General features: G+C 55.2%; 19 protein-coding genes. 10 read left to right on the top strand and 9 right to left on the bottom strand.

The genetic code is table 11. The features are described 5' to 3' along the window. Window positions 1–18: 18 nt before the first annotated feature. Genes dnaB through SPI6313_RS13295 form a run of 3 tightly spaced genes read right to left on the bottom strand, consistent with a single transcriptional unit; the run spans window position 19 to window position 6,456 of the window. Window positions 19–2,700 carry a replicative DNA helicase gene (gene dnaB / locus SPI6313_RS13305; RefSeq protein ID WP_072621441.1) on the bottom strand — a complete coding sequence of 894 codons (2,682 nt, stop codon included), beginning with the start codon at window positions 2,698–2,700 and terminating at the stop codon, window positions 19–21. 36 nt (window positions 2,701–2,736) lie between these two features. Then, complete coding sequence (locus tag SPI6313_RS13300; RefSeq protein WP_072621440.1) at window positions 2,737–3,186, bottom strand: hypothetical protein; 450 nt, start codon at window positions 3,184–3,186, stop codon at window positions 2,737–2,739. 33 nt (window positions 3,187–3,219) lie between these two features. Next, on the bottom strand, window positions 3,220–6,456 hold the full coding sequence (locus SPI6313_RS13295; protein ID WP_072621439.1) for a valine--tRNA ligase: 3,237 nt from the start codon (window positions 6,454–6,456) through the stop codon (window positions 3,220–3,222). A gap of 370 nt (window positions 6,457–6,826) precedes the next feature. Between SPI6313_RS13295 and SPI6313_RS13290 the strand changes: the two genes are divergently transcribed. Further along, window positions 6,827–7,945 (top strand): hypothetical protein, encoded by a 1,119-nt coding sequence (locus tag SPI6313_RS13290; RefSeq protein WP_072621438.1) that lies wholly within the window; start codon window positions 6,827–6,829, stop codon window positions 7,943–7,945. Between the two features lie 167 nt (window positions 7,946–8,112). Here SPI6313_RS13290 and SPI6313_RS13285 read toward each other — a convergent pair whose 3' ends face one another. Further along, window positions 8,113–8,907: a Tab2 family RNA-binding protein gene (locus SPI6313_RS13285; protein ID WP_072621437.1), complete on the bottom strand. Its 795-nt coding sequence runs from the start codon at window positions 8,905–8,907 to the stop codon at window positions 8,113–8,115. A 131-nt stretch (window positions 8,908–9,038) separates the two neighbouring features. On the opposite strand from SPI6313_RS13285, the gene SPI6313_RS13280 reads away from it, so the two are divergent. Beyond that, window positions 9,039–9,938, top strand: coding sequence for a peptidoglycan-binding protein (locus tag SPI6313_RS13280; protein ID WP_072621436.1), 900 nt, complete (start codon window positions 9,039–9,041; stop codon window positions 9,936–9,938). Between the two features lie 151 nt (window positions 9,939–10,089). Continuing rightward, on the top strand, window positions 10,090–11,199 hold the full coding sequence (locus SPI6313_RS13275) for an NAD(P)/FAD-dependent oxidoreductase (RefSeq protein WP_072621435.1): 1,110 nt from the start codon (window positions 10,090–10,092) through the stop codon (window positions 11,197–11,199). On the opposite strand, the gene SPI6313_RS13270 is transcribed toward SPI6313_RS13275, so the two are convergent. Continuing rightward, window positions 11,185–11,880, bottom strand: coding sequence for an ATP-dependent Zn protease (locus SPI6313_RS13270; RefSeq protein ID WP_217650603.1), 696 nt, complete (start codon window positions 11,878–11,880; stop codon window positions 11,185–11,187). The two genes, SPI6313_RS13275 and SPI6313_RS13270, sit on opposite strands and share 15 nt — an antisense overlap. A gap of 204 nt (window positions 11,881–12,084) precedes the next feature. On the opposite strand from SPI6313_RS13270, the gene SPI6313_RS13265 reads away from it, so the two are divergent. Then, window positions 12,085–12,675, top strand: coding sequence for a hypothetical protein (locus SPI6313_RS13265; protein ID WP_072621434.1), 591 nt, complete (start codon window positions 12,085–12,087; stop codon window positions 12,673–12,675). A gap of 143 nt (window positions 12,676–12,818) precedes the next feature. After that, on the top strand, window positions 12,819–14,075 hold the full coding sequence (codA, locus tag SPI6313_RS13260; protein WP_072621433.1) for a cytosine deaminase: 1,257 nt from the start codon (window positions 12,819–12,821) through the stop codon (window positions 14,073–14,075). 130 nt (window positions 14,076–14,205) lie between these two features. Here codA and SPI6313_RS13255 read toward each other — a convergent pair whose 3' ends face one another. The 3 genes from SPI6313_RS13255 to hemE all read right to left on the bottom strand — a co-directional run bounded on the left by SPI6313_RS13255 (window position 14,206) and on the right by hemE (window position 17,908). Beyond that, window positions 14,206–15,372, bottom strand: a complete 1,167-nt coding sequence (locus SPI6313_RS13255) for an RRXRR domain-containing protein (RefSeq protein ID WP_072621432.1) — start codon at window positions 15,370–15,372, stop codon at window positions 14,206–14,208. Between the two features lie 209 nt (window positions 15,373–15,581). Then, entirely contained in the window at window positions 15,582–16,754 is a 1,173-nt protein-coding gene (locus tag SPI6313_RS13250; protein ID WP_245788772.1) for an NAD-dependent epimerase/dehydratase family protein, read from the bottom strand. 92 nt (window positions 16,755–16,846) lie between these two features. Then, entirely contained in the window at window positions 16,847–17,908 is a 1,062-nt protein-coding gene (gene hemE, locus SPI6313_RS13245) for a uroporphyrinogen decarboxylase (RefSeq protein WP_072621431.1), read from the bottom strand. 109 nt (window positions 17,909–18,017) lie between these two features. Between hemE and SPI6313_RS13240 the strand changes: the two genes are divergently transcribed. Together SPI6313_RS13240 and SPI6313_RS13235 are read left to right on the top strand one after the other, a co-directional pair. Then, entirely contained in the window at window positions 18,018–18,764 is a 747-nt protein-coding gene (locus tag SPI6313_RS13240) for an HAD family hydrolase (protein WP_072621430.1), read from the top strand. Between the two features lie 224 nt (window positions 18,765–18,988). Beyond that, window positions 18,989–20,899 carry an MASE1 domain-containing protein gene (locus tag SPI6313_RS13235; protein WP_072621429.1) on the top strand — a complete coding sequence of 637 codons (1,911 nt, stop codon included), beginning with the start codon at window positions 18,989–18,991 and terminating at the stop codon, window positions 20,897–20,899. On the opposite strand, the gene SPI6313_RS13230 is transcribed toward SPI6313_RS13235, so the two are convergent. Continuing rightward, on the bottom strand, window positions 20,896–22,047 hold the full coding sequence (locus SPI6313_RS13230; protein WP_139276640.1) for a hypothetical protein: 1,152 nt from the start codon (window positions 22,045–22,047) through the stop codon (window positions 20,896–20,898). The two genes, SPI6313_RS13235 and SPI6313_RS13230, sit on opposite strands and share 4 nt — an antisense overlap. A gap of 255 nt (window positions 22,048–22,302) precedes the next feature. On the opposite strand from SPI6313_RS13230, the gene glpD reads away from it, so the two are divergent. The 3 genes from glpD (at window position 22,303) to SPI6313_RS13215 (ending at window position 25,114) form a co-directional block, all read left to right on the top strand. Beyond that, a complete protein-coding gene (glpD, locus tag SPI6313_RS13225) occupies window positions 22,303–23,967 on the top strand; it encodes a glycerol-3-phosphate dehydrogenase (protein WP_072621427.1) in 1,665 nt (554 codons plus the stop codon). Between the two features lie 49 nt (window positions 23,968–24,016). Further along, on the top strand, window positions 24,017–24,439 hold the full coding sequence (locus SPI6313_RS13220) for a DUF4332 domain-containing protein (protein WP_072621426.1): 423 nt from the start codon (window positions 24,017–24,019) through the stop codon (window positions 24,437–24,439). A 210-nt stretch (window positions 24,440–24,649) separates the two neighbouring features. Then, on the top strand, window positions 24,650–25,114 hold the full coding sequence (locus SPI6313_RS13215) for a hypothetical protein (RefSeq protein ID WP_072621425.1): 465 nt from the start codon (window positions 24,650–24,652) through the stop codon (window positions 25,112–25,114). Window positions 25,115–25,131: the final 17 nt, after the last annotated feature.

Here is a 25,131-nt window from a genome sequence, read left to right as displayed (position 1 = left end):
ACGCCGAGGGCGATCGCCTCACATCTCACCCGCCAAATTTTCAAACTGGGTCAACTCCGGCCGGAACAGGAGGCGCACCGTCCCCGTGGGGCCATTGCGGTGTTTGACGATAATCGCTTCGGCCACGTTGCGATCGGGGGAATCAGGATTGTAATAAGCATCGCGATACAACATCAAGATCAAATCTGCATCCTGTTCAATGCTTCCGGAATTATGAGACACAATCCCATCCGCCAGCCACGACGCTGGCCCAGGCACGGTCAGATCATAAACAGGCTCAACCCCCACAGGTTTGATCGCAGCAATTTCGTCCCAATCTAGCGTTGATGTGGCGTATTTTGGCAATCCCGTCCTGCTGCGACGATTCGCGTTACTGTCCCCACGAGCGCGGGTCAGCGTGACTGCAACGTGACTGATTTCACCAGCAACTAACATCGGTATAGAGTTAGCCACAGCCAGGCGATCGCCGATGTTTAACGCTTGAACCGATTGCCACCCGTTGAAGGTATAGAGCCGATGTTTACCCGTGGCTTTGATTTTGCGACCGCTGACGGTGGTCAGTTCAAACACGGGCTTCATGCCCACTTTCCAGACACAATCCGCTGTGGCTTGGATTAAACGGCCCTGCTCATTCATGCTGATCACGTCGGGCCTTTGTCCCACTAGATCCGCGATCGCAACTCGTCGCCCATCTGCCAACCAAACGAGAGTGTCACCCGTGACACATTCCCTCAAATCCGACATCATCGGGCGTTTATTGGTGCGGGACTCGACACCGCGACTGAGTTGGGACAACACCAAGACCGGGGCATTCACTTCACGGGCGAGACCTTTGAGCGATCGCGTCATTTTCGAGAGTTCTTGCACTCGGTTATCCGTCGTTCCCTCCATCAGTTGCAAATAGTCGATCAGCACTACCCCGATTTGGCCTTTCTTCTCGGCTTGGAGGCGGCGAACTTGCGATCGCAACTGCAACACCGACAGGGTTGCACTGTCGTCAATATAGATTGGCAATTCGGATAATGTCCCAATGGCAGCCGTGATCCGATCCATTTCCGTTGAATCAATCCGCCCCGATCGCAGACGATTACTCTCCACCGCCGCCTCCCCCGCGAGCAACCGCTGGGCAAGTTGTTCTTTAGACATTTCCAAGCTAAAAATTGCGATCGGCAATTGATGAATTTTGGCAATATTTGCGGCTACGTTGAGCGCAAAACTGGTGTTATGAACACAAATATCATTGGCAACAAAATTATGATGGTCGGGAATGGTTAAATCGTAGACTTGTTTATTGCCTTTGGGCGTAATGGCGACAATTTCATCCCAATAGACATCACTCGTCGCGATTGCTTGCATCTCCGGATCGTCTAAGTTGATTGCATTTAGGCCAATCTCTCGATCGAAAAGACCCATTTCAGCGATGAAAGTCCCGCATGATTGACGATCCGTAATATCGAGTTGCCACACAGGATAATGTTGATCGTGAGACGTATTTTTAAGACAGGCGATAATGTTAAAGCGTAGCAACAGATGTTGAATTTGGCGGGCTAGAGTTTCGCTTGTTGTGGTATATCCAATTTTTGGCTGATTCTGGTTGACAACAATCGCCCAGCCGTCAATAACAAAAAGAGACTTTAAAAATAGTGCAACTTGAGATTTTTGAAGGGTAAAAATAACCGATGGTATTGTTTTTAGGTTGGATGCTATGAATGATTGAATCTGTTCTATGGGAATTTGGGTTGTACCGAAGACGGGAAGATGACGAGGAACGGCGATTTTTTGGCCGACGGTGAGATGGGCAAGCGATCGCCATCCAAGAATAGTTAAAAATGGATGCGATAACGTTGTTTCAATCCGCCGCCCGGTGCGGGTTTTCACCTCAAAAACGGGCTTGATGCCATCATCCACATACACCGATGGCTGCGTCCAATGGAATCGCCAATCGTCGCCCAACGTCAATAACTCCGCCGTTTGATGACGATAAATGTCCGCCAGGGTTTGCACCGCACCGTTCGCCAAAACGATTTCCGTATCCCCGGTGAGGCATTTTCCCATTGAGGGCCGCCCGGCAATAATCACCAGATCCGATCGCTGAAACCCGCTCGTCATCGCATCCAAATCATAAAATCCGCAGGATAACCCCGGTAACGTTGTCTCGTCCTGTTGGTTTTCAATCTCCTCAAAGGTTTGGATCAGGGACTCGGAAATATGCACTAAACCCTGCTGCGGCCGCTCTTGGGTCAACCGAAACACCTTCTGCTCCGATTGATCCAACACCTGCTCTAGTTCTTGGGTCGTGTCGTAGCCCAACTCCGCAATCTCATAACTGGCCGCGATCAACTGTCGCCGCACATACTTATCCACAATCAGCGTTGCATAGCGGTCAATATTCACCGCCGACACCGTGCGATCCACCAACTGCGCCAGGGTTCCCGTCCCGCCGATCCCCTCTAGCTCCCCTTGATCCTGGAGCCAACTGGTCACCGTCATCAAATCGGTGGGTTTGCCCTGACGATGCACCGTCAGCGCAGCGGTATAGATGCGGCGGTGAATCGAGTTATAGAACGCCTCTGGCGTTAAGAGATCCGCCACCCGACCCATCGCCTCCGGATCGAGTAAAATCCCCCCTAAGATTGACTCTTCTGCCTCCACATTTTGCGGAGGCAGGGCATGACTTAACGCCGTAAAATCATCAGCCATTATCGTGTCCCGCAGTCCAATACCCAGATGAATTGATTAGGCCTCTTCTTGATCGCGAATAGCCTGCCAGCGTTTTTCGAGTTCCGCCTGTTCCGCTTCAAACCGTTCGCGACGGGTTTCAAGTTCCAGGTTTTTAATACTCATTTCCTGGCTCTTGATCGTTAATTCCTGTCGCCACTGTTCGATTTTGTCTTCTTGGGCTTCGAGCCAGTGGAGACGACTGGAGTAGTCCGAAAAAGAGGTTAACATTTTGAGCATCCAGTCCTGGGCATCACGAATGCGTACCGGACTGGCATTGTGATCCAGTTCGACAAGGACTAACATGCCCGGTGTAGTGGGGGTCATGGGGGGGAGATCATCCGGGTGGACGGTCAAGGGTTCAGCCGGTTGCACAACCCAGGTTTGCTCCGCTGTCTGCTCCGCTAAGAGAGCCAGCACCATCCCGTCTACGCTTGAATATTTTCGCACTTGGGCTAAATACAACATACGGGCGATAAGTCAGGGGTGAACAGGGGGCAGTTATTGAAGGCGCATGAGGCGATCGCGAAGGATCTCGGCCTGCTTATTCGCTGCTGCTAACGTTAGTCGCGCACCCTCGACAACCTCCTCCGGAGCTTTATTGACAAAATTAGCATTATTGAGGCGACCCGTCAGACTTTCCGCCTCCTTCTCTACTTTACTTAACTTCTTCGTGAGCTTATCGCGCAATGCATCCAAATCCACCAAGCCCTGTAACGGAATCAGCACCTGCACCGTCCCGTACACACTCCCAAAGGAGCGGTTACTGGATTCTTCGGAAAGTGCCGAGGTGATCGTCACGGTTTCACCCTTGGCTAAGGATTGGATGTAGTAGCGGCCAGCGGTGAGAATGTCGCGCTCGCTGGCTTGGTCACTTTGGAGCAAAATCGGGACATTGACACCGGGTTTGATATCGGCTTCAGCGCGGAGATTTCGCACCGTGCGGATTGTGCCAATCAGCAAGGCAAAGTCCGTTTCTAAGGTGGGGTTCACCAAGGTATAGGGACGAACGGGCGCAGTGGCGGGGGCAGAAGTCGCAGCGGGTTCGCTAGGGTCACTGTGTGTCACCTTGGCCCACTGTTCTTCCACATTCCCGATCGCACTCTTCCAGAGGCTTTGCACCTGCTGCAAACTCTTGCGGCGGGGTTCACTGCGCAGCAGGCGCGTGATCACGAACCAGGTAATCACCCCAAAGCCTACGAGTTGGAAACCGGGGGCAATGAACGGAATTTTATCGAGGGTATTGAGCAGACTCGCCAGCACTTTCAAACTCACAAACCCAACGCCTGCGATCGCCACGGCGAGGAGGAGGCGCTGATTTTGGGCGGTGAAGGTGCTGAAGAAATAGGGAAGATCGGCGATGAACTGAATCACCGGATTGTCGTATTCCTCGCGTACTGGAATTTTGATCTCAGGCTCTGGGCGTTCTGCGGCGGTTTCGTCCGAGGCGGTAGCAGCATCGGAGCTAGGCGGGGCCTCGTCCTCTGGTTGGTGGGCGAGGATTTCATCCACGACGGGATAGGGTTGTGTCGCGAGGGTTACCCCGTCCGCCTGGGTGAGGGTTTGCCAAATTTCCTCGGTGATGTGGGGCATGAAGGGGTGGAGCAGTTTTAAGGTTCCTTCGAGGACGTAGGCGAGGGTTTGCTGGGCACTGTGGCGGGATTGAGGGTCAGCCCCATCGCGGAGACGGGGTTTCACGAGTTCAATGTACCAATCGCAAAAATCACCCCAAATGAATTCGTAGAGTCCCTTCGCCGCTTCGCCGAGGCCGTATTGTTCGAGGTAGTCGCGGGTTTGGGTGACGGTGTGGTAAAAGCGGGAGAGAATCCAGCGATCGCTCAATTCCAATGCCAAGGCATCGGGCACCCCCAGGGCGACAGGCGTTTGTCCCTCCAGATTCATCATCACAAACCGCGCCGCATTCCAGAGTTTATTGGCAAAGTTGCGCGAGGCTTCCACGGATTCCGATTCATCGGTGCTGCGATCGTACTGGAGGCTGATGTCTTGCCCCGCCCCGGCCACTTCTTTAATCAAGGTGTAGCGCAGCGCATCGGCCCCGTACTTATTGATCAACAGCAGCGGATCAATGCCGTTATTGGCGGATTTTGACATTTTCTTGCCGTTCTCATCCCGTACCAGCCCATGGATGTAGATATCCTGAAACGGCATTTTGCCGGTGAAATAGCCGGACATCATCGTCATCCGCGCCACCCAGAAAAAGATAATGTCAAACCCCGTTACCAAGGTGGCATTGGGGAAATAGGCCGCCAAATCATCCGTTTCGGCGGGCCAGCCCATGGTGGAGAAGGGCCATAATCCCGACGAAAACCAGGTATCGAGCACATCCGGGTCGCGCTCTAACTGCACATCCTCGCCGTACTGAGCCTTGGCTTTTTCCCAGGCTTCGGCTTCGTTGTGGGCCACGATGAAGGGGGTTTGGTCGGTGATTTTGCCGTTGGTTTGGTTGATCACATACCAGGCGGGGATTTGATGCCCCCACCACAGTTGCCGCGAAATACACCAATCCTTGAGGCGCACGAGCCAATCGCGGTACACCTTTGTCCACCGTTCCGGGACGAATTGGGGGGAGTTGTGTTGATCGAGTTCTGTGAGGGCGGTTTGGGCGAGGGGGTCAATTTTGACAAACCATTGGGTGGAGAGGAGGGGTTCGATGGGGACTTTGCCGCGATCGCTATGGGGAACCGTGTGGTGATAGGGCTCCACTTTCACCAAGGCCCCCAATTCATCAAGGGTTGCCACCACATTTTTACGCGCCTCAAACCGATCTTGTCCGGCAAATTTCCCCCCCAACGGATTGATTGTGCCGTCTTTATTCAAGATCGTGATCATCGGTAAGTTGTGGCGTTGCCCCATCTCGAAATCGTTGGGGTCATGGGCGGGGGTCACTTTCACGCAGCCCGTGCCAAATTCCGGATCAACCAAGTCATCCCCAATGACGGGAATTTGTCGCCCCAAAATCGGCAGGGTGAGCATTTTCCCGATCAGACCTTGATAGCGTTCGTCTTTGGGGTTGACCGCCACGGCGGTATCACCGAGCATTGTTTCGGGGCGGGTGGTGGCCACTTCCACAAAGCCGGAACCATTGCTGAGGGGGTAGCGGAAATGCCAGAGGTGGCCGTCTACTTCTTTAGGTTCGACTTCGAGATCGGAGACGGCGGATTGGGAGGCGGGACACCAGTTGACGAGGTAATTACCGCGATAGATCAGACCATCGTCGTAGAGTTTGACAAAGGCGGTGACCACGGCTTCGCAGAGGGTCTCGTCCAGGGTGAAGCGTTCGCGGCTCCAGTCCGCCGACAGACCCAGGCGACGCAGTTGATCGACGATCGCACCTCCAGATTGCGATCGCCACTCCCACGCCCGTTTGAGAAATTCCTCCCGCCCCACCGCATCGCGGTTGGTCCCTTCTTCGCGCAATTGCCGTTCGAGGATGGTTTGCACGGCAATACTGGCGTGGTCGGTTCCCGGTAAACAGAGGGTATCTTTCCCTAGCATCCGGTGGTAGCGCACCAGGGTATCAATCAGGGCCGTATTAAACGCATGACCCATATGCAGCCGCCCGGTCACATTCGGCGGCGGAATCACAATGCTGTAGCTCTCTTTGCCGGGATTGGGGTGGGCATGAAAGACCTGCTGAGTTTCCCAATGGGTTTGCCACTTGGATTCGGTCGTGGTGGGATCGTATTGCGGGGCGAGGGTCGGGATACTAGCAGTCATGCGGGATGGCGTGAAAAGAATAATTTTTGCGCGAATGTATTATCAATTTTGCCACAGGTCTTTCGCTTCTTCGGTGAAAGCTACTGCTTATCCATAAATCAAGTTGCGAATCTGGATCGAGTCTGAGTGAGCCAGAGGCTCACACTACCATTGCTGGAATTCTCTGTAGTGCGAGCTTCTAGCTCGCTGCCCTGACGGAGAGAGGGATCAAATGCAGACTGGGTCAACATTAGAACATTGTGTATCGGCAGTAGCTCGGTGAAAGGAGGGAAATCACCAGAGGCGATCGCCAAACTGGCCTAAGTCCCGCCAGAATCCTCGCCCCAGTTTGCAAGATGCAAGTATCCCATTCACGCCCCACCCTCTACCCATGTTCCGACTCCGTTCTTTGTTCACGCTGGTGCTGGTCTTTTTCCTCACCCTGTCGTCGGGAAGCCTCGCCCCCACCGCCCACGCTGTCCCCATCACCCGCGACGCGGCCCTAGAGGTGATCAACGACCTCGAAGCCCGCGCCGTCCTCACCCCTGAGGTGGCCGCCAGCCAACGCACCTACTACCGCACCCATCCCCAACAATACCCCCGCAGCCTTTGGCAAAAACTGCGGGGCGTGGTGACCTTTGCCAATGTGATTTGGGCGATCGCCAGTGTCCTCCTCATTCTTGCGATCGGGTGGCTCGTGGGGCTGTATTTAGTCGCACTTCTGATGATGATTCCCGTGGTGGTGTATGAAGCCTTAGCCTACGCCGGATCAATCGGGTTAATGGTGGGCAGTCCTGATGAATTTGGAGCCTTGCCCGGCTGCTTAGGGTTAGGAGCGAGTTTAGCGTGGTCTCATGTTGCCCACCCCAACGCGGTGAAATCAATCTATCCAAAACTGGGCTGTGATCCCTTCACCGTCTGCGCCTTCCTCCTCACCCTGGCCTGGGGCGCGACGGCGATCTGGCAAGATAGCAAAATTTTAGGGTTCATCACGGTGCTGGCTTTCGAGGCCACCTTGGGGTTTGCGATCGCTATCTTTCCCGGTCTCTATACTTTGGGGTTTCGTAGCCGCGCCGCCCTCCCCCGCGCCGTCCTCAGTTCCCTTGGTTTCATCGCCCTCTATATCCCCCTCCACCAAGGACACTTCACCCTCCCCGCTGCCGCCCTCTTCCAGCCCGGCATTCTCTTTGTTGGCACTTTCGTCTATAGCTTGGGCCTGCTCATTTGGTCGTCTCGTTGGTATCGCCACGGTCAACCCTGGCATTACGTCGCCCTCCAATGCGTCACCATCGCCTCTGGTCTGTTGGCCATCTACGGCGGCGGGGTGTTGGGAATTCAACAATTTCAAGCGATCGGCGGCACGTTTTTCGTCCTCTACCTCTTGGAAAAATATGCAGAAATTCCCTGGCACAAGGCCGGGTTTGCCTGGGGACTCTTGGGGTTAGCGGTGTTGCTCGGTGGTTTAGCCTGGTTAATGCGTCACTATCCGCAATATTTCCTGATGGTTTAACCATTCCCCTCACCCCAAACCCCCCGTCGGGGATTGAAATCCCCGCCTCAGAGCGAAAACCCGTTAAAACGGGTTCCAGAGTGGGCTTCAGCCCACTTTCGCTATGAGCCAAGAACTTCAGTTCTTGGCGGATCGGGGTAACCCCTTGGGACAGGACGCGCCACCGCTTACCGATCGCACAACAGCCAAAACCCTGTAAAGGTTATCCCGGAATCATCGGGTTGCACCAAGAGAAAATGGAGGCCGCGACTGGCGGTTAACTGGTGTTGATAGTGGCTTGCTGCTGTGGCCATGTCCTCATCCTCAAAGGTAATGAACACCCAGCGATCGCACAGACCCGCCTCTAAAATTAGCCCCCCCGATTGTCCCGCCTCCGTGGGGATGTAATGGAGCGCGAAGGGATTCGCCTTGTCTAACCATTGGGCGAGGGAGCGCGATCGCCGTCCGCCTTCCACCACCACCCCCGGAATTTGGGCCGTCGGATCGAGGGATTGCGCCACATCATCCAAAGCGTTGGGAAACAGTTGATAGGGAATGGGGCGATCGCGCCACAGATCCAAATCCCCCGCCGGAATCGAGGCAAACCGCCAGCGATCGCCCCACAGCGCATCGGGAATCCCTTGGGGCGGCGCAGACTCGATTTGCAACAATTGCGGCCCCCAACGCTGCAACAATACCTGCTTAATCCCCCCAGTGCGCCGCGTTTCCCGCAGCGTCAACCCCAACCGCTGCGCCGCCACCCCCAACAGCCCCACCGCTTGGGGTCGAAACACCTCCAGCGTCCCCGCAATCCCCGCCGCGCCTAACTGTGCCGTTACCCAATCCCCATTCACCGCCCCCTGTGCGATCGTCGTGTCAATTTTTAAATCCCCCTGAGGAGTAGTGAGGAGCAGATACCACAAAGGCTGATCAGCAGCCTGGGATGGGGGACAACGGAATAAATCAGCTTGCCAAATAGCCATAGTTTTCAGGACGGGACGAATCACCGGATTCAGATAACAAAGGATTACTCTCCCAGCATAGAACCTTGATTCTTAGGAATTTCCGATTACGATGAAGGGTGCAGAGATTAGTGTTTGTTGGATGTGGTTTTATGGATATTTTGGCCTATACCGATGCCTATGCAGCCCATGAGGTGGATGCAGGGATCACCTACGATTACAGTGAAATTCAACTCTGGCAGGCGACCCAGTGGCGATCGCTCTCCCACGGCCTCTTTTTAACGATGCTGTCCATGGGTCTGATAGCCGGGGCGATGACCGTCACCAGCCCCGCCCTGGCCCAAGTGCTCCGCCCTGGTGATGCTGGCAACAGCGTCGCCGAAGTGCAAACCCTGCTGCGCAACAAAGGGTTTCAAATTAGCTACGGTGCCAACGGTGGCGGCCGGGGCAAGTTCGGCCCCCAAACCACCGATGCCGTGCGAAAATTTCAACAACAGTCCGGTCTCGCCGTTGATGGAGTCGTCGGGCCGAATACCTGGGCAAAATTACGCGGCACATCGGGCGGCGTGGGCGGCCCCTCTCCATCCCGTCCCACCAGCGGCGGCAGCACTGGCCTCCTCGGCAAAGGGTCAAAAGGCGAACAGGTGGCCGAAGTGCAAACCCTCCTGCGCAACAAAGGCTATTCAATCAGCTATGGTGCTGACGGCAGTGGCCGGGGCTACTATGGCGACGATACTGTCATCGCCGTGCGCAGCTTTCAACAAAACGCCGGGTTAAGTGTGGATGGTGTGGTGGGCCCCCGCACCATAGCCGCCTTACGGGGTAGCCCAATGCCCGCACCTACCACCACGACCCCCCGCATCGCCCAAGGTCAATACCGGATTAACACCAACTCCAAACCCCTCAACGTCCGCACCGGCCCCGGTGAGCAATATTCCGTCGCCCAAACCTTGGCCAACGGAACACGGGTGAATGTGATTGGCCAGGCCAACGGCTGGGCGCAAATTGCACCGGGTCGATATGTATCTAGTCGCTTTATTCAACAAATGTAGTTGACCCAGGCTGAGGCTCCAAGGGGATGATGGGCAACTGGCTCATACCGTTTCCCGTCACCCCTCTAACGAACAACTTTCGTTAGGTCGAGAATTTCCGTCCTCAGGATGAAGCGGAGGACGGAGAGAATTTCAACGAGAGGATCACTGAATGACAGACTGTATTATTGTGGGCGCTGGCCCAGCAGGGGGGGCGGCGGCCTATCACCTGGCTAAACGGGGACTTTCGGTTCTGGTGTTGGAAAAAGCGGCGTTACCCCGGAGTAAGCCCTGTGGGGGTGGGGTGTCGCCGGCGATCGCAGCCTGGTTTGATTTTGATTTTGAACCGGCGATCGCGGCTCATGTGGATCAAGTGCGCTTTACCTGGCAACAGGGTGATCCGGTGCAGGTGCGGTTGCGCACGGAGCCGATGTGGATGGTGCAGCGGGAGGTGTTTGATCCCTTTTTGCTGAAGCAAGCGGAGGCCGTCGGGGCAACGGTGCAGGATCAAACCTCGGTGACGGGGTTGAGTTTTGACGGGAACCAGTGGCAAGTGACGACCAATCGGGAAGTCCTGACGGCCACCTATGTGATTGCGGCGGATGGGGCGATGGGTATCTGTGCCAAGCTGCTGGGGCTAAAAGGCTGTGGACGCTCGGCGATCGCCGCCTCAGCCTATCTCAACGACGCACCATCAGAACCCACCTTGGCCCAATTTGATTTTGGTCAGGTGAAAAATGGGTTTATTTGGAATTTTCCCCAGGGCGATCGCACCGTCGTCAGTGCCGCCACCATGGAAGGAAAAGGCAAAGAGCGCGACCTAGAGCAACAATTGCGGCACTACCTTGGCGATCGCACCGCCACGATTCAACCCGCTGCGATGAATCTCTGGACTCACCAAGCCCCCCTCCACACCCAAAACGCCCTACTGGTGGGGGATAGTGCTGGTTTAGCTGATCCCCTCCTCGCCGAAGGAATTCGCCCGGCCTTGTGGAGTGGGGTGAAAGCCGCTGAAGCGATCGCCGCTGCCCAGGCGGGGGATGGTGATGCGATCGCCAACTATAGCCAAGTGATCCAAGCGAGTTGGGGCGAAAATATGGTGTTGGCCCAACGGGTGAGCGGTATTTTCTACAAGTTCCCCAAACTAGCCTACACCGTGGGGATTAAACAACCCTTCGCCACCACCCTGATGAGCAAAATTCTCTGCGGTCAACTCACCTATTCCGCTGTATTGGATCGGGCGATGACGGCGTTGAAAAAGAAACTTTCACCCTTTAGCTAACCCCGCCTCAGCCAGAGCGTGGCAACAGTCTGCCACGGAGGCGCGATCGGCCATGGCCGCCACCAAAGCATCGTAGGCGGGGCGGTGGCGTTCCATTAATGTTTTGGCTTGGAGTTCGGCCCATTGTTGCTTAACCGCCGCGCCGCTGAGGGATTGCCCCGTGAGAGAGAGAGTCTCTAAAATTCGCTGACGGTCATCATTGCCCCCCTCAACGCTGTCATAACAAAGGCGTTCGGCGGCGATTCCTGCCATCCAGACAATACAGATCCGATCGAGCCATTGTTTTTGGGCGATCGCTCCCTCAGATGCGATCGCATCGGGTAAACTGCCGTCGAGTTCCACGCCGCCAAACCCCGGTTTTTGCTGCTGCCACGCTTCCCAGGCCGACAGGGTATAGCCCAAAATCGGGATGTCGTAGGCGTAGGCGGTGATGAAGTGCCCCGCTTCGTGGTGGAGAATGCGATCGCGATGCTCCGAGGAAAACCGCGCCACCCCATCCACCAGCAGCGACCCGACGCGCCCCTGCCATGCCAAGGTATCCGCTGCATAAAGCACCATCACCGCCAGCGTTACCCCCGCCGGAATCGCAGGCGGCAGTTGGATCAGAGGCCCCACCAATACCGACAACACCATCAAAAACACCCCAATGGCGATCAGGTTCAATGTGGTTTGTTGCAGCATATGATCCCTCGATACGGTCGGAAAAAGTACGATTTTTAGCCTAACGCGCCGCTATGAATCCTTGCTACTCTCGGCAATTTCCTTGATTGTGGATCGCTAAGGGCAAAAAAAAGTTGGTCATGACTACGGAACGGGCTAATCTGACGGTGTAGATCCCCCCAGAACGTGACCGCAGCCCCTGCGGATGGAACTAGGAGAAAGCCCATGAACACCCCTCGTATTGACCCAGCAACCCGGCAAGACCTTCACCGTGATGCCGTCAGTGACCTACTGGCAGACCTGTTCACTGCTGAAACCGCCTACCCCTACGGATGGCCGTTAACCACCGCTGAACAGTATGGTAATGAGATTGAAACCCAAGTGCCCGGCTTTGCGGAAATTCCGGCGGTGGAATGGGACAGCCGCGCCCAAGCCTTTTTTGCCCAAGTGGAATCCTGTTGGCCCCAAACCCCTACCGCGTCCTTGATCGAGAGTTTACAGGCTAGATTTGCTGGGAAAATTCCGACGGATTGGTTAACCGCGATCGCCACCCAAGCCCAAACCCTCGCTACAGCCGGTCTCTCTCCCATTGAACAATTAGTGGAATGCGTGAAACCGCTGTTAACGGATTGGTCTGTGGATGATCTTCAGGTGTTTGCCCGTCCGTTGGCCTCTGCGATGCGTAGTGGTGCGCCAGAGGTTGAATTACCCGATCAAGCCTGGGATACGCTTTCTCCGGTGGAACAGGCGCGATCGCTGTTCAAGGTGGCGAAATGCGCCCTCGATGCGGCACAAGCCGACCAAACCCAAGCCTAGAACGCCATCGGGTCACGTTCTCAAACCAGCGATCGCTCCCCGTGAGATGGGGGGCGATCCTTGTTTCGAGTTGTTCACCCCTCACTTTTCCCGGTCTCCTCTCTACGCCACAATGATCAAAACTGAATGGTAAGGGCAGCAAGATGACGGATTTTGATCTGATTGTGCGGCGGGCGCGACTGTGGACGGATCACCTCAGTGCGGCGGTGGATGTGGGGATTGTGGGCGATCGCATCATGGCCATTGAACCCCACCTGACGAATACCGCCCCCGTGGAAATCGATGCCGCCGAAAAAATGGTCTCGGCTCCCTTTGTGGAATCTCATATTCACCTGGATTCAGCAATGACCGTGGGAGAACCGCGCTGGAACGAGAGCGGCACGTTATTTGAAGGGATTCGGATATGGGGGGAGCGGAAACAGTCCCTCACGTCAGAAGATGTGCAGGCGCGAGCGATCGCCGCCCTCAAAGCCCAAGCGAGTCAGGGGGTGCTGTTTGTGCGCACCCATGCGGATGTGAGTGAGGCGACATTAACGGCATTAAAATCGCTGTTGGCGGTGCGAGAGGCGGTGCGGGATTGGGTGACGGTGCAGGTGGTGGCGTTTCCCCAGGATGGGCTGTACGGTTCGCCCCGGAATGAGGGGTTAATGGAGGAGGCGATCGCCCTGGGGGTAGATGTGATCGGCGGCATTCCCCATTACGAACTGACCCGCGAGGATGGGGTGCGATCGGTAGAACGGCTGTTTGAACTAGCTATCCAGCACGATCGCTTAATTGACCTCCATTGTGATGAAATTGATGATGAACAATCGCGATTTTTAGAAGTGATGGCCGCCTGTACGCTGCGATCGGGGTTGGGCGATCGCGTCACCGCCAGCCACACCACCGCCTTCGGTTCCTACAACAACGCCTACGCCACAAAATTAATGGGAACCCTCCGCCGCGCCCAACTCAACATCATCGCCAACCCCCTGATTAACATCACCCTCCAAGGTCGCGGCGACACCTACCCCAAACGGCGGGGCATCACCCGCGTTAAAGAACTCTGGCAAAACGGCATCAACGTCAGCCTTGGCAATGACTGCATCCAAGACCCCTGGTATGCCCTGGGAACCGGGAATATGCTCGATCCAGCATCCATGGCGATCCATGCCTGCCACATGACGGGACGCGCCGAGATGGAAGCCTGTTATGACATGGTGACGCGCCACGGAGCGAAAACCTTGCATGTGGGCGATCGCTACGGCCTCGAAGTCGGCAAGCCTGCGAATTTAATCTGTTTGGATGCGATCGATCCCTACGATGCCCTGCGTCGTCGCGCCACCGTCACCCAGGTGATCAGTCGCGGCCATCTCCTTGCCCAAACCCAACCCCCCCAATGCCAATGGCATGGCGCATAATCGCTGAAGCCCCATCAATTTTGTGAGGTATGGACATGGACTCGCATTCAGTTGTCCTCGGTACTGGATTCATCAAAAACTCCTTGTTTCCTCCCCCACCTCGCACCGCAGGTGGGGGAGGAAACAAGCGTCAGGCAGCGGGGTTAAATGCCCCACTGACTGACAATCTCTGCGGGCAACTGACCAAAATACCCGTGGCGCGATAGAGTAGCTCAACCTTGGCAGCACTAAACTGCCCAATACGCTTCCAAGTGAACTCAGAAACAGAAACTTGCCGAGTTGTATCCCCACTCACATAGCCCACCGAGACACGACCTGCCATCTCAGCCCGCACTAGATCCCCCTTCCGGAATCCATGGCGGGTTACTGTGCCCCCATATTTGCGGCGTAGACCCTTTTTACGGGGAACCATGAGGTGCAGTTGCCTGCGACTGATGGGTGGCCGTTTAATCACCACAAATGGGGCAGATGTGAGCTTAACCTCTCCAAACCAAAGATAACCGTGACTGCGTTTCCGGTGGAAGGGACGATACCCGATGAAGTATCCACAGGCTAAAGCGATACCATCTACCGCATGGGTTTGGGGAATTTGTTCTGCTTTGTCCTGAGACTTCTTCAATCCCAGGGTAGAGCGAAGTTGAGCGGTGCCGTTGCCATCCTGCTGCCACCCGTAGCGAGTGTAGACGGGGGCAATCTGCTCCATTTTCTCAATGGCGTAGGCTTGCCCCACCATGACCGGAGAGAAACCTTTCCCAGATTTTGCTCCCTTTCGACCTGAGGTTAAGTCCACGTCGGCGCGAACTTTCTCATAGCCAATGGTGGCAATGGGGAATAGTTGGGACAACTCCTGAACAACTCGAAACTCTAGGTCTCGGTTAGCTCGGATACTGGGCGCGACTTTCTTTTTTCTACGGTTGTTAAATCGTTTTTGGCGATGATTTCGTAGCTGGAAGGGTAACTCTCGATTAATCCGCCGACTGCGGCGAGAACGCCGTAGCATTCTGCGATGATCCATCCGTTCACGCACCCTGGGGTAGGGGAGTTCTAGGTGGGACTGGAATAATGTCGCTTGAGCGGATTGAACGGCAATCCCTGAATAGAGTTTGCCGGGATCGACCCCGACCACGATGGGCTGGGTATTACGACCCGATGGCTCCGCTTTTAGGCGCACTGCCTTGATCCGTAGATTGGTTTTCACCCATGTAGCTCTGCCCTGCGCTACCCACTTTTGAGCGCGACTACTCTTGGTGGGCATGGCAGGAGTACCATCAGGGTTTTGGACTGGGATGCGTTGCATGGAAGATAATTCCAAAACTATAGGTCTCTTCAGCCAGTGAGTACGGTGTTTCTGGGCTGAACCCACTCCCTGAGATTCCAGGGCCTTACAAATAATCCGATTTAGAGAAGCAACCGGAAGTGTTGCCGTACTAACCTTGGTGGCCTATTCGCAGCTACGACCGGGTTATCTCCGGTCACTCCCCCACCTCGGCGGATGCCAGGTGGGGGTCATTGAAGGGTGTCAGGTTGAGATTGTGTTGGCATCCGTTTACCCTTAATGCCGGTGGCGAGAAAAATATCAGAGAGCGTGGGGCAAAAGACCGGTAAACCAAAGGTGGCGGGGTTGACGGGGTTTTGGTAGGTAAAGTGGCGATAGGTCAGACAAAACCGATCCCAGGCCGCCATTTGAATCCGAAACACCTTGATCAACAGATTCGCCAACCCCAAGGACACAGTGATTTGAAAATAAATTTTCTGCCCAAAATAGAGGCAAAGTTCGCGGATCGCGTTGTTCACGGTGAGGGCAGGATTACCCAGGATGACCTGTTTGAGAGGAATATCGTTTAACTCGTCCTGCACATTCTTGGCGAGGGGATGATCAACAAGATGGCGCACCACGGCGGCAATATCGCGGCCGTGGAGGTAGTGAAAACTAGCATCGGCCTTGAAGAAGCGAGCCAGCCCGATCCATTTCGACACCTCAGCAAGACCGCCGGAAATGTGGGAGTAGGGCTTGGTGCTGCTGCCACCAAAGACGAGGGTGGGAAAGAGGACGGTGATTTTGTCGGCGAGGGGCGATCGCGTTAATTGGGTATAGCAATTGTATTTCGACCGAATGTACTCGGTGCCAATCTGCTTGGCCTGTTCGAGGAGTTTGTTTTCTTGGTCGAGAATGCTGGCGGTGGAAAAATAGAGAATTTGCTGGCAGCGATCGGGGTCGAGGAGGTTGATCAACCGATGGGTTTTTGCGACGTTGACATCAAACACTTCCTTGGCCCCACCCCAAGCATTGGCAGTGAGGATCGCTACATCAATGGTTTTGAGGAGTTGGGCTTGGTCATCGATGGTGTTCATGTCCCCGTAAATGATGTGAATGCCGGGACGTGCATCACAATCAAATTGAATTTTGTCGGGGTTACGAATCAGAAAAAAGAGTTCGTGATCGCTGGTTTCGATCAGGCTTTCGGCAAGGTAGTGACCAATGCAACCACTGCCGCCGGTGATAAAAATACGCTTGCTTTGGGCGGGGCGCGGTGGGGTTTGGTGGCTCAACGGGTCAGGGGTGGGCGGGTTCACCGGCTGCGGGGGGATGGGATCAGCCTTGGCCGGTTCGGACTGCACCGCTGGGGGGGTCACGGGTTCGGGGGTCACGGAATCGGGATGAACAGGCTCAGGGATCACGGCGTTGAACTCTTAGGGGGAACTAAATTTCGATAGGAGAGGTGCAGCCCGGTGGGGAAGCAACCTCTCCTATTGACGAAAAGGGGGTTAAATTAGGCGTGAACCGCTAGCAGTTGATCAACTTGCTTGGCGATCGCAAAGAAATGCTCCACGTTCTCCTCTGGTGTACCGGGGAGAATACCATGGCCGAGGTTGAGAATGTGACCTTGGCCACCGCCTTGGCGCACGGTGTCGAGGATGCGATCGCGAATGAAATCCTTGGAGCCAAACAGCACCCCCGGATCAATATTGCCCTGCACCTTCATGTTCGGGCCCAACCGTTGCCGCGCCTCGGCCAAATCCACCGTCCAATCAACGCTAATAATATCCACCCCCGTTTTGCCCATCCGTTCCAACACCCCAGCACTACCGCTGATGTAGAGGATAAACGGGGTATCGGGATGTTTCGCCTTGACCTGATCCACGACGCGCTGCTGATAGGGTTGGGCAAAGGCTTCGTAGTCTTGAGGACTCAATTGCCCCGCCCAAGAGTCAAACATCTGCACCACCTGCGCCCCACATTCAATCTGATGGCAGGTATAGGTGGCGATCGCATCGGCAATCTTCGCGAGCAACCCATGGAGCACCGTCGGCTCCGAAAACGCCATCTTCTTAATCACGGCGTAATTTTTAGAACTCTTGCCCTCCACGGCATAGGCCGCCAAGGTCCAAGGCGCACCCACAAAGCCCAACACCGTAGACTCGTTGCCCACCTCTTGGCGCAGGGTGCTTAAAATCGTGCGGATGAAGGGTAGCGACGCATCGGGATCGAGGGGGGTGAGTTTCTCCACCTGTTCCATTGTCCGGATCGGCGGGTCGATCATCGGCCCTTTGCTTTCCACAATGTCAAAGGGGATGCCAATCCCCGGCAGCGGCGTGAGAATATCCGAAAACATGATCACACCATCGGGACGAAAGGCCCGCCAGGGTTGCAACGAAATCTCAATGGCGAGGTCGGCATTTTCCGAACGTTCGCGAAAACCGGGATGCTTCTCGCGCAAATCCCGATACACCTTCATGTAGCGTCCGGCTTGGCGCATCATCCAAACGGGCGGACGTTCGAGCACTTCGCCCCGCGCAACCCGCAGTAAATGTGGTAATTCCGACCCCGTCATATTTGCTCCGTTTGTAATGTTTTAATACTAAATTTTCAGTGCATTTGCCAGCTTATCATTTTGCTTGTAGGGGAAAGATATCCCGTAACAGATTGTTAAGGAGTTTAATTTGGTAACCGTACAGTGTGGAACGACCCAGTTTAACGGGATCGAGGCGATTATTTTCGATAAAGATGGCACCTTGGAACATTCGGCCAACTATTTACGGGAATTGGCCCAGAAGCGATCGCGCCTCATTGATGCCCAAATCCCCGGCGTGGGGGAACCGTTGCTGATGGCCTTCGGCGTGCAAGGCGACAGCCTCGATCCCCAAGGGTTAATGACCGTCGGCAGTCGTAAGGAAAACGAAATCGCCGCCGCGGCCTACATTGCCGAAACTGGCCGCAGTTGGGCCGAAGCGCGGGCGATCGCCCACCAAGCCTTTGAAGATTCCCATCAATACGTGCCCCGCAATGCCCAAACTAGCCCGTGTTTTCCAGGGGTACGCTCGGCCCTTGAATCCCTGGCAGCGACGGGGATCGCCTTGGGGGTGCTTTCGGCGGCGGTGACGGTGGAGGTGCAGGAATTTGTCCGCTATGCCGAATTACAGCCATTTTTTGCGCTGGAGTTGGGCCATGAAGACGACGGACTCGCGAAACCCGATCCGGCTCTGTACCTCAAAGCCTGTGGATTGCTCAACGTAGCCCCAGAGCGGACGGTGATGGTGGGAGATTCGGCCTTTGATTGGCAGATGGCACGGGCGGCAGGGGCTGGGGGTGTGGTGGGAATTTGTTGGGGCAATGGGGCGGCAGTACCGAGGGAATCGGTGGATAGTGCGATCGCATCCCTCGCCGAGATCACGATCCTCGCCGCCTAACCCGATTTCCTTACTACAATTTTTCACCTAACACAACCCCAAAACGGGACGACTTGCGATCGCTGACCGCTATATAGATTTATCTATTACTGATCACAAGCGATCGCAAACCCCGCAAGGATAAAATCAGGATTGAACTGGATGCTTTGCTTGAGCAGTCCCATCCTCCGCATCTTCCCCATTCCTCCGCATCACGAGCATTTCCCTCCCCCCTTCCTTTTGATATGGTTGTCCGTCCTCGTTTCGGTAGTCGTCGCTATATCGCCCTCGTCACAGCAATCATGGTGAGCTACTGCGGTTTTGGGCTGCTGGGCTTAAAACTGGCCGTCTTACCGGGGGATGTAACCGCCGTTTGGATTCCGGCAGGCATTGCCCTCGCGGCAACCCTCCGCTGGGGTTTTCAGATCTGGCCAGGGATTCTTTTAGGTTCCTTTGGCATCTCCATTTTCACCAATCCTTCCCCCGTGAGCCTGAGCATTGGCGCTGTCACCTCCATCGGCAACACCCTCACCCCCCTGATCGGCACAGGGTTGATCGTCCGGTTCGCCAAAACCCGGTATCCCCTGAAGCGATCGCCGCAAATCTTTCAACTCGTGGCCTTTGGGGGCATCCTCGCCCAAGGGATCAGCGCCACCATTGGCGTGCTTTCCCTCTGTGTGGGGGGTTGGGTGGCATGGAACCTGTTTGGCTCAGCCTGGCTCACTTGGTGGATTTCTAATCTGGCGGGTGTGCTGATCTTCACTCCCTTGCTCCTCACCTGGAAACGTCCACCCCAAACACTGCTCCTCGTCTCACCTTCAAACCGTCGCTCATTTTCCCTCGAAATCCTCAGTTGGGGCTTGCTGTTTTGCCTGGTGGGGAGCCTCGCTTTTTGGTATGGGCATCCGGTGGAATATCTGATTATTCCCCTGTTAGTGTGGGCGGCCTTTCGCTTTTCGGAACAGGGGACAACCTTGGCGATCGCCGTCACCGGATTAACTGCGATCGCCGGAACAGTCCTCGAACGCAGTTCCTTCATCCGTGACGACTTCACCCAATCGCTTCTCTTCCTAGAGTCCTACATCGGCGTTGTTTCCGTCACCACCCTTGTCCTCATGGCTGTCCTCCAAGAACGCCGCCGCGCCACCGCCCAACTCAAACAAGCCAAAGCAGAACTCGAAACCCGCGTCATGGAACGCACCCAAGAACTCTCCATCGCCAACGAAGCCCTCCAACGCAAAGAAATCCGCCTCCAAGAAAAAGCCAACTCCCTCGCCCAAGCCCTCCAGGAACTCCAACAAACCCAAATCCAACTGATCCAGAGCGAAAAAATGACCAGCTTGGGGCAATTAGTCGCTGGAATTGCCCATGAAATCAATAACCCAGTCAGCTTTATTTATAGTAATCTCACCCCCGCCCAAAACTACGTCCAAGACCTCCTCAATCTTATTGATCTCTATAGCGAAAAACATCCTGATCCCGACCCGGATATTATTGATTTTGTCGAAACGGTGGATTTGGATTTTCTGAAGGAAGATATCTTTAAACTGCTTGACTCAATGAAGTCTGGAGCCGATCGCATCCATAGGATTGTTTTGAGTTTGCGCAATTTTTCTCGCTTGGATGAAGCGGAATTAAAATGGGTAGATATTCATGCGGGCATTGATAGCACGTTGCTCATTTTGCAACATCGCCTAGATGGCTTTTATGCGGATCATCTAGACCGTACAGTTCCCCCGATTACTGTGATCAAAGACTATGGAACAGTGCCAGATGTTGAATGTTATGCGGGGGAAATCAATCAGGTTTTCATGAATATTTTGTCTAATGCGATTGATGCCCTTGGTCGGCTGGATGGGGACGAACCGCGTACCATCCACATTACGACGGCGCTCAGAGGCGATCGCGTCACTATTGCGATCGCCGACAATGGCCCCGGTATTTCCCCCGCCGATCAAACGTCCATTTTTGACCCGTTCTTCACCACCAAACCTGTGGGCCAGGGTACGGGTCTTGGTCTCTACACGAGCTATGAAATGGTCGTCAAAAACCATCACGGCGCGTTAACCTGTGACACCACACCCGGCGCAGGCGCGTGTTTTACCCTCGAACTGCCCCTGACCCAAACGATGCGATCGCCCCTCACTGAGGCTTAGTCATGGGCTAAGGTTACGCCCTTGATCCAAGCCTGATGGGGCTGTTCAGCGATGGCAGTGTAGCCGATGGCATAAAGCTGCGCGGGCGAGGCAAGGGTTGCATCCATGCAAAATTGGCCGTTCGTCCCCAGAGAGACCGGCGCAAGATTTCTCCCGGTGGGAGTCACCTCCGAGAGCCAGGCTGTGGTGTCGGTGCTGGAGCCAAGGAGATAGGAGCGATCGCCCTCTGCCACAAATGTCGCTAAACAGCCCACATCGGCCCATTGTTGCAGGGCGACCGGTGTGCCATCGGGGGCGTATTGGGCGAACCAGAGGGCGTGTTCAGCGAGGGGATCAGCCGTCAAACTCTGGGTCGTGGTTCCGGCAAGAAAGACATGGTTTTCGTGATTAACCTGGAGGGTGGCACAGGGAGAGGCGATCGCATCCCCAATCGGCACGATCCAGCGTTGAATCCCCTCACTGCTGTACCGTGCCAGCCAACTATCATGGGCATCAGCGCGATCGGCAATGGGCATCAGGGTATTGCCCGCCACATAAACGGTGATTTTGGCGAATTTGGTGCGGGCGGTGGGGTCTTCGCCGATCACAACGCGGGTGGTGGCGGTGTCGTGGTGTTGGCCCAGAGATGTCCACCAGAGGCGATCGCCATTGGGGGCATATTTCCCTAACCAGGCTTCCCCCGGTTGGCCCGAGGGGGTGATAAATCCCGTCAGGTAGAGATCGCCACGGGGATCGAGGGTGAGGCTACTGGGTTGTTGGGGATGAATACTCGACAGGAAGAGAAACCATTGCACTGTGCCTTGGGTGTCAAGTTGAGCGAGCCAGGTTTCTGCTGTGGGGGCGTTGGTGGCTTCCGGATCACGGGCGTAGGCCGTGCCCGCGAGATAGATTAAGCCACCGGGATCAAGGGCGATCGCTCTCGGTTCTAAATCATGATCACTCTCAATCCCCTGTCGCCACCGTAACGCTCCCTGAGCATCGTAGGACGCAACCCAAGCCAAGCGACGCGGCGTGGTTTCCTCCTCACCCTCGCTCACCTGATACCCCGTCACATAACTCACACCGGCCGCATCCGTGGCGATCGCCTGAGCACGATCCTCCCCCGCTGAGCCAATCATTGTTGTCCACTCACTTGTTACGTTTGTCATGGGGGATTCGCCTGCTGAAGATTGACCTAATTTTAAGCCGTGGGGGGACGATCGCCGCCGCTCCGAACCCCCAGCGTCAGACCTGATCCGGAAAAGTTCTCCCATCAGTGGCCTGTGCTCACCAAACCGACAGAACCGCAGGAAGTACGCTAAGGTACAGGTGAATTCGGGACAGGGGATAGGACTAGATCCACCTTTCCCGCTGTCCCATGGGATCTGTTTGTCATCTCAAACTATCAACCACTGGGATTTATAATGCGAAATTTTACCCATCTTGAACAGGAAACCTTCGACCTGATCGTGATCGGAGGTGGTATTAATGGGGCTGGTGTAGCCCGTGATGCAGCCCTCCGTGGCCTGAAAACGGTTGTGATTGAGCGGGGGGATTTTGCCAGCGGCACATCAAGCTGGTCAACTCGGTTAGTCCATGGTGGGCTGCGGTATTTGGAATATTTTGAAGTGCCACTGGTGCGGGAATCCTTGCGGGAACGGGAAGTGCTCCTGCGGATGGCTCCCCATTTGGTGAAGCCGTTGCTGTTGACTGTGCCGATCTACAAAGGGCGATCGCGCCCCTACTGGAAAATTCAAGCCGGGATGTGTCTCTATGACCTTCTCAGCTACGATAAATCCGTCCCCAAACACCGGATGCTCCCCAAAGACGAGTTTCAACAACTCTTCCGCACCATGGATCGGGAAAACCTCAAAGGCGGGGCGCAATATTACGATGCCCAAGCTGCCTATGCGGAGCGGCTCTGTTTAGAAAATATCTTTGAGGCTCAAAGTGCGGGCGCGACGGTTTGTAACTACATGGCGGCGACGAATTTTGATGTTAACGGCGATCGCATCACCGCCGTTCATTGCCAGGATCAACTTTCTGGCCAACCCTATACCCTCAAAACCCACGACGATACCGTGGTGATCAACACCGCTGGCCCTTGGGTGGATCAGGTGTTGAACCTCACCCCCGATGCTCTGCGCTCCACCCGCAAAATCGGCGGCACTAAAGGCAGCCATATCGTCGTCAAACCCTTCCCCGGTGCGCCAGATTCCGCGCTCTATGTGGAAGCGAAAACCGATGGCCGCCCCTTCTTCATCGTGCCCTGGTTGGGCCATGTCCTGATTGGTACTACCGATCTTCGCTTTGAGGGTGAACTTGACCCCCTGAAAGCGGATAACGATGAAGTGGATTATCTGCTCAAAGAAACGAACTTGATTATTCCGACGGCGAATCTGGGCCGGGATGAGGTGACGTTTACCTATTCTGGAGTGCGGCCGCTGCCCTATCAGGAAGGCAAAAATCCCGGCGAGCTAACGCGCAAACATATTTTGTTTGACCACACCAAAGAAGGGGTTAAGAATTTGATCTCGCTGATCGGCGGCAAGCTCACCACCTTCCGCCATGTGGGGGAAGAAATGGTAGATGCGGCCTATCGGAAAATGGGGCGGATGGCTCCCCCTTGTCCAACCTTGACGCAGCCGCTGCCGGGGTGCATTTTGCCCACGGACGATCGCATTCAAGCCCATGTGGAGCAATATGGCGATCGCGTCTCCACCGCAACAGTCCATCATCTGTTTACTCTCTACGGCTCCCAAGGGGCGCAGGTGTTGGCGTTGGTGGATGAATCGCCGGAATTGGCCGAGTTGATCCATCCTCAATTGCCCGACATCAAGGCGCAGATTGTCTACGGGTTCCGCTCGGAAATGGCCGAAACCTTTGTGGACATCACCCGCCGCCGCACGACGATCGCTATGCTCGAAAACTATGGCCTCGATACCCTGCCGGTGTTAGCCGACATTGCCCAACGCTATTGCGGTTGGGACGGTGAACGCTGCGATCGCAACATTACCGCGTACCATCAATTCATGGCAGCCAACTGCATCCCGGATTATCAATGCAATCCGGAACCCGTTGCGGTCTGATCTCGATCGTCTGGTCTGCTCATATCAATCTGGAAAGCAGGGGGAATGCATGGCTTCATTTTCAAGCTGTACTTGGGCGGTGGAACAATTGCCAGGATTACCCCTTGCTGAAGCCAATAAGATGCATACAGCTGGTATTAAAACAACGGTAGATTTACTGGATCTTTCTCGCACTCCCCCGCAGCAAGCTGCGATCGCCCACCGCCTTGGCATCCCCCTGCCATCCCTCCGCAAATGGCGAGCCATGGCGGATCTAGCTCGTCTCCCCACGGTGGGCTGTGTCCATTGCGGCTTACTCCTCCATGGGGGAATCGCCTCGGTTCAGCAACTCAGCCAAACCCCCGCCCACCGCCTCCACGCGCAACTCTTGCGGTTTCACGTCGCCACCCTCCAACGGCGTGACCTCTGTCCCACCATCTTCGAGGTACAACAGTGGGTGAGCGAAGCAAAAACCCTCAGTTTGGCGGACTAATTGCGAGATTAAGCTGTTTTTTTAGCGAAAACCCTCGGATACACTGGAGTAAGGATTAAATCTGTATCAATTGATTCTATTTTGGCGTACGTCCGATCAACAAGGTCTGAGCTTGGCAGACCAGCCGAAGTTCACTGTCAGTCTTTTACCTCTACCGTCCCAAGGGTTTGCATCATGGTGTTGCGTTCTTGTCTATCTTCAATTCTGTTCATGTTAGGGGCTTGGATTAATCTGGGCGGTCCGGTTCCAGCGGCGATCGCCACCCTCGAAAAACCCAGCAAAGTCATCCATGCGCCCAACCCATCCCCCCTAGCTACTCCACTCCTAACCACGGGAACCTATTTCTACGGTGAGCAGATGGAACGCGAACGTCTGAACACCACCTATCTACTGCTGGCGGTGGATGGAGGCAAATTATCGGGGGTGGTGTATCAACTCAATTCCGACTACAACTGTTTCACCGCCACCGCCCACCCCGATCACCTTGCCCTCAATATGGTGGATCACCACAGTGGCGAATCGTTCATCTATTCGATCGCCCGTTCTCAAACCTCTGTCCTGGCGAGTACCCAACCGTCCCTAGAGCGTCAACTGAACCTTGTCGGTTTTCATCCGATTGAAACGGTTCAGGACAGCGATCGCGCCCTCCTCGCTAGCTGCCAATCGCCAGACTAATTTTCACCCGTTCACCG

This window comes from Spirulina major PCC 6313, assembly GCF_001890765.1.
Classification (GTDB): domain Bacteria; phylum Cyanobacteriota; class Cyanobacteriia; order Cyanobacteriales; family Spirulinaceae; genus Spirulina; species Spirulina major.
Note: the sequence above shows the minus strand (reverse complement) of the source record. Positions and strands in the feature narration are given on the sequence as shown.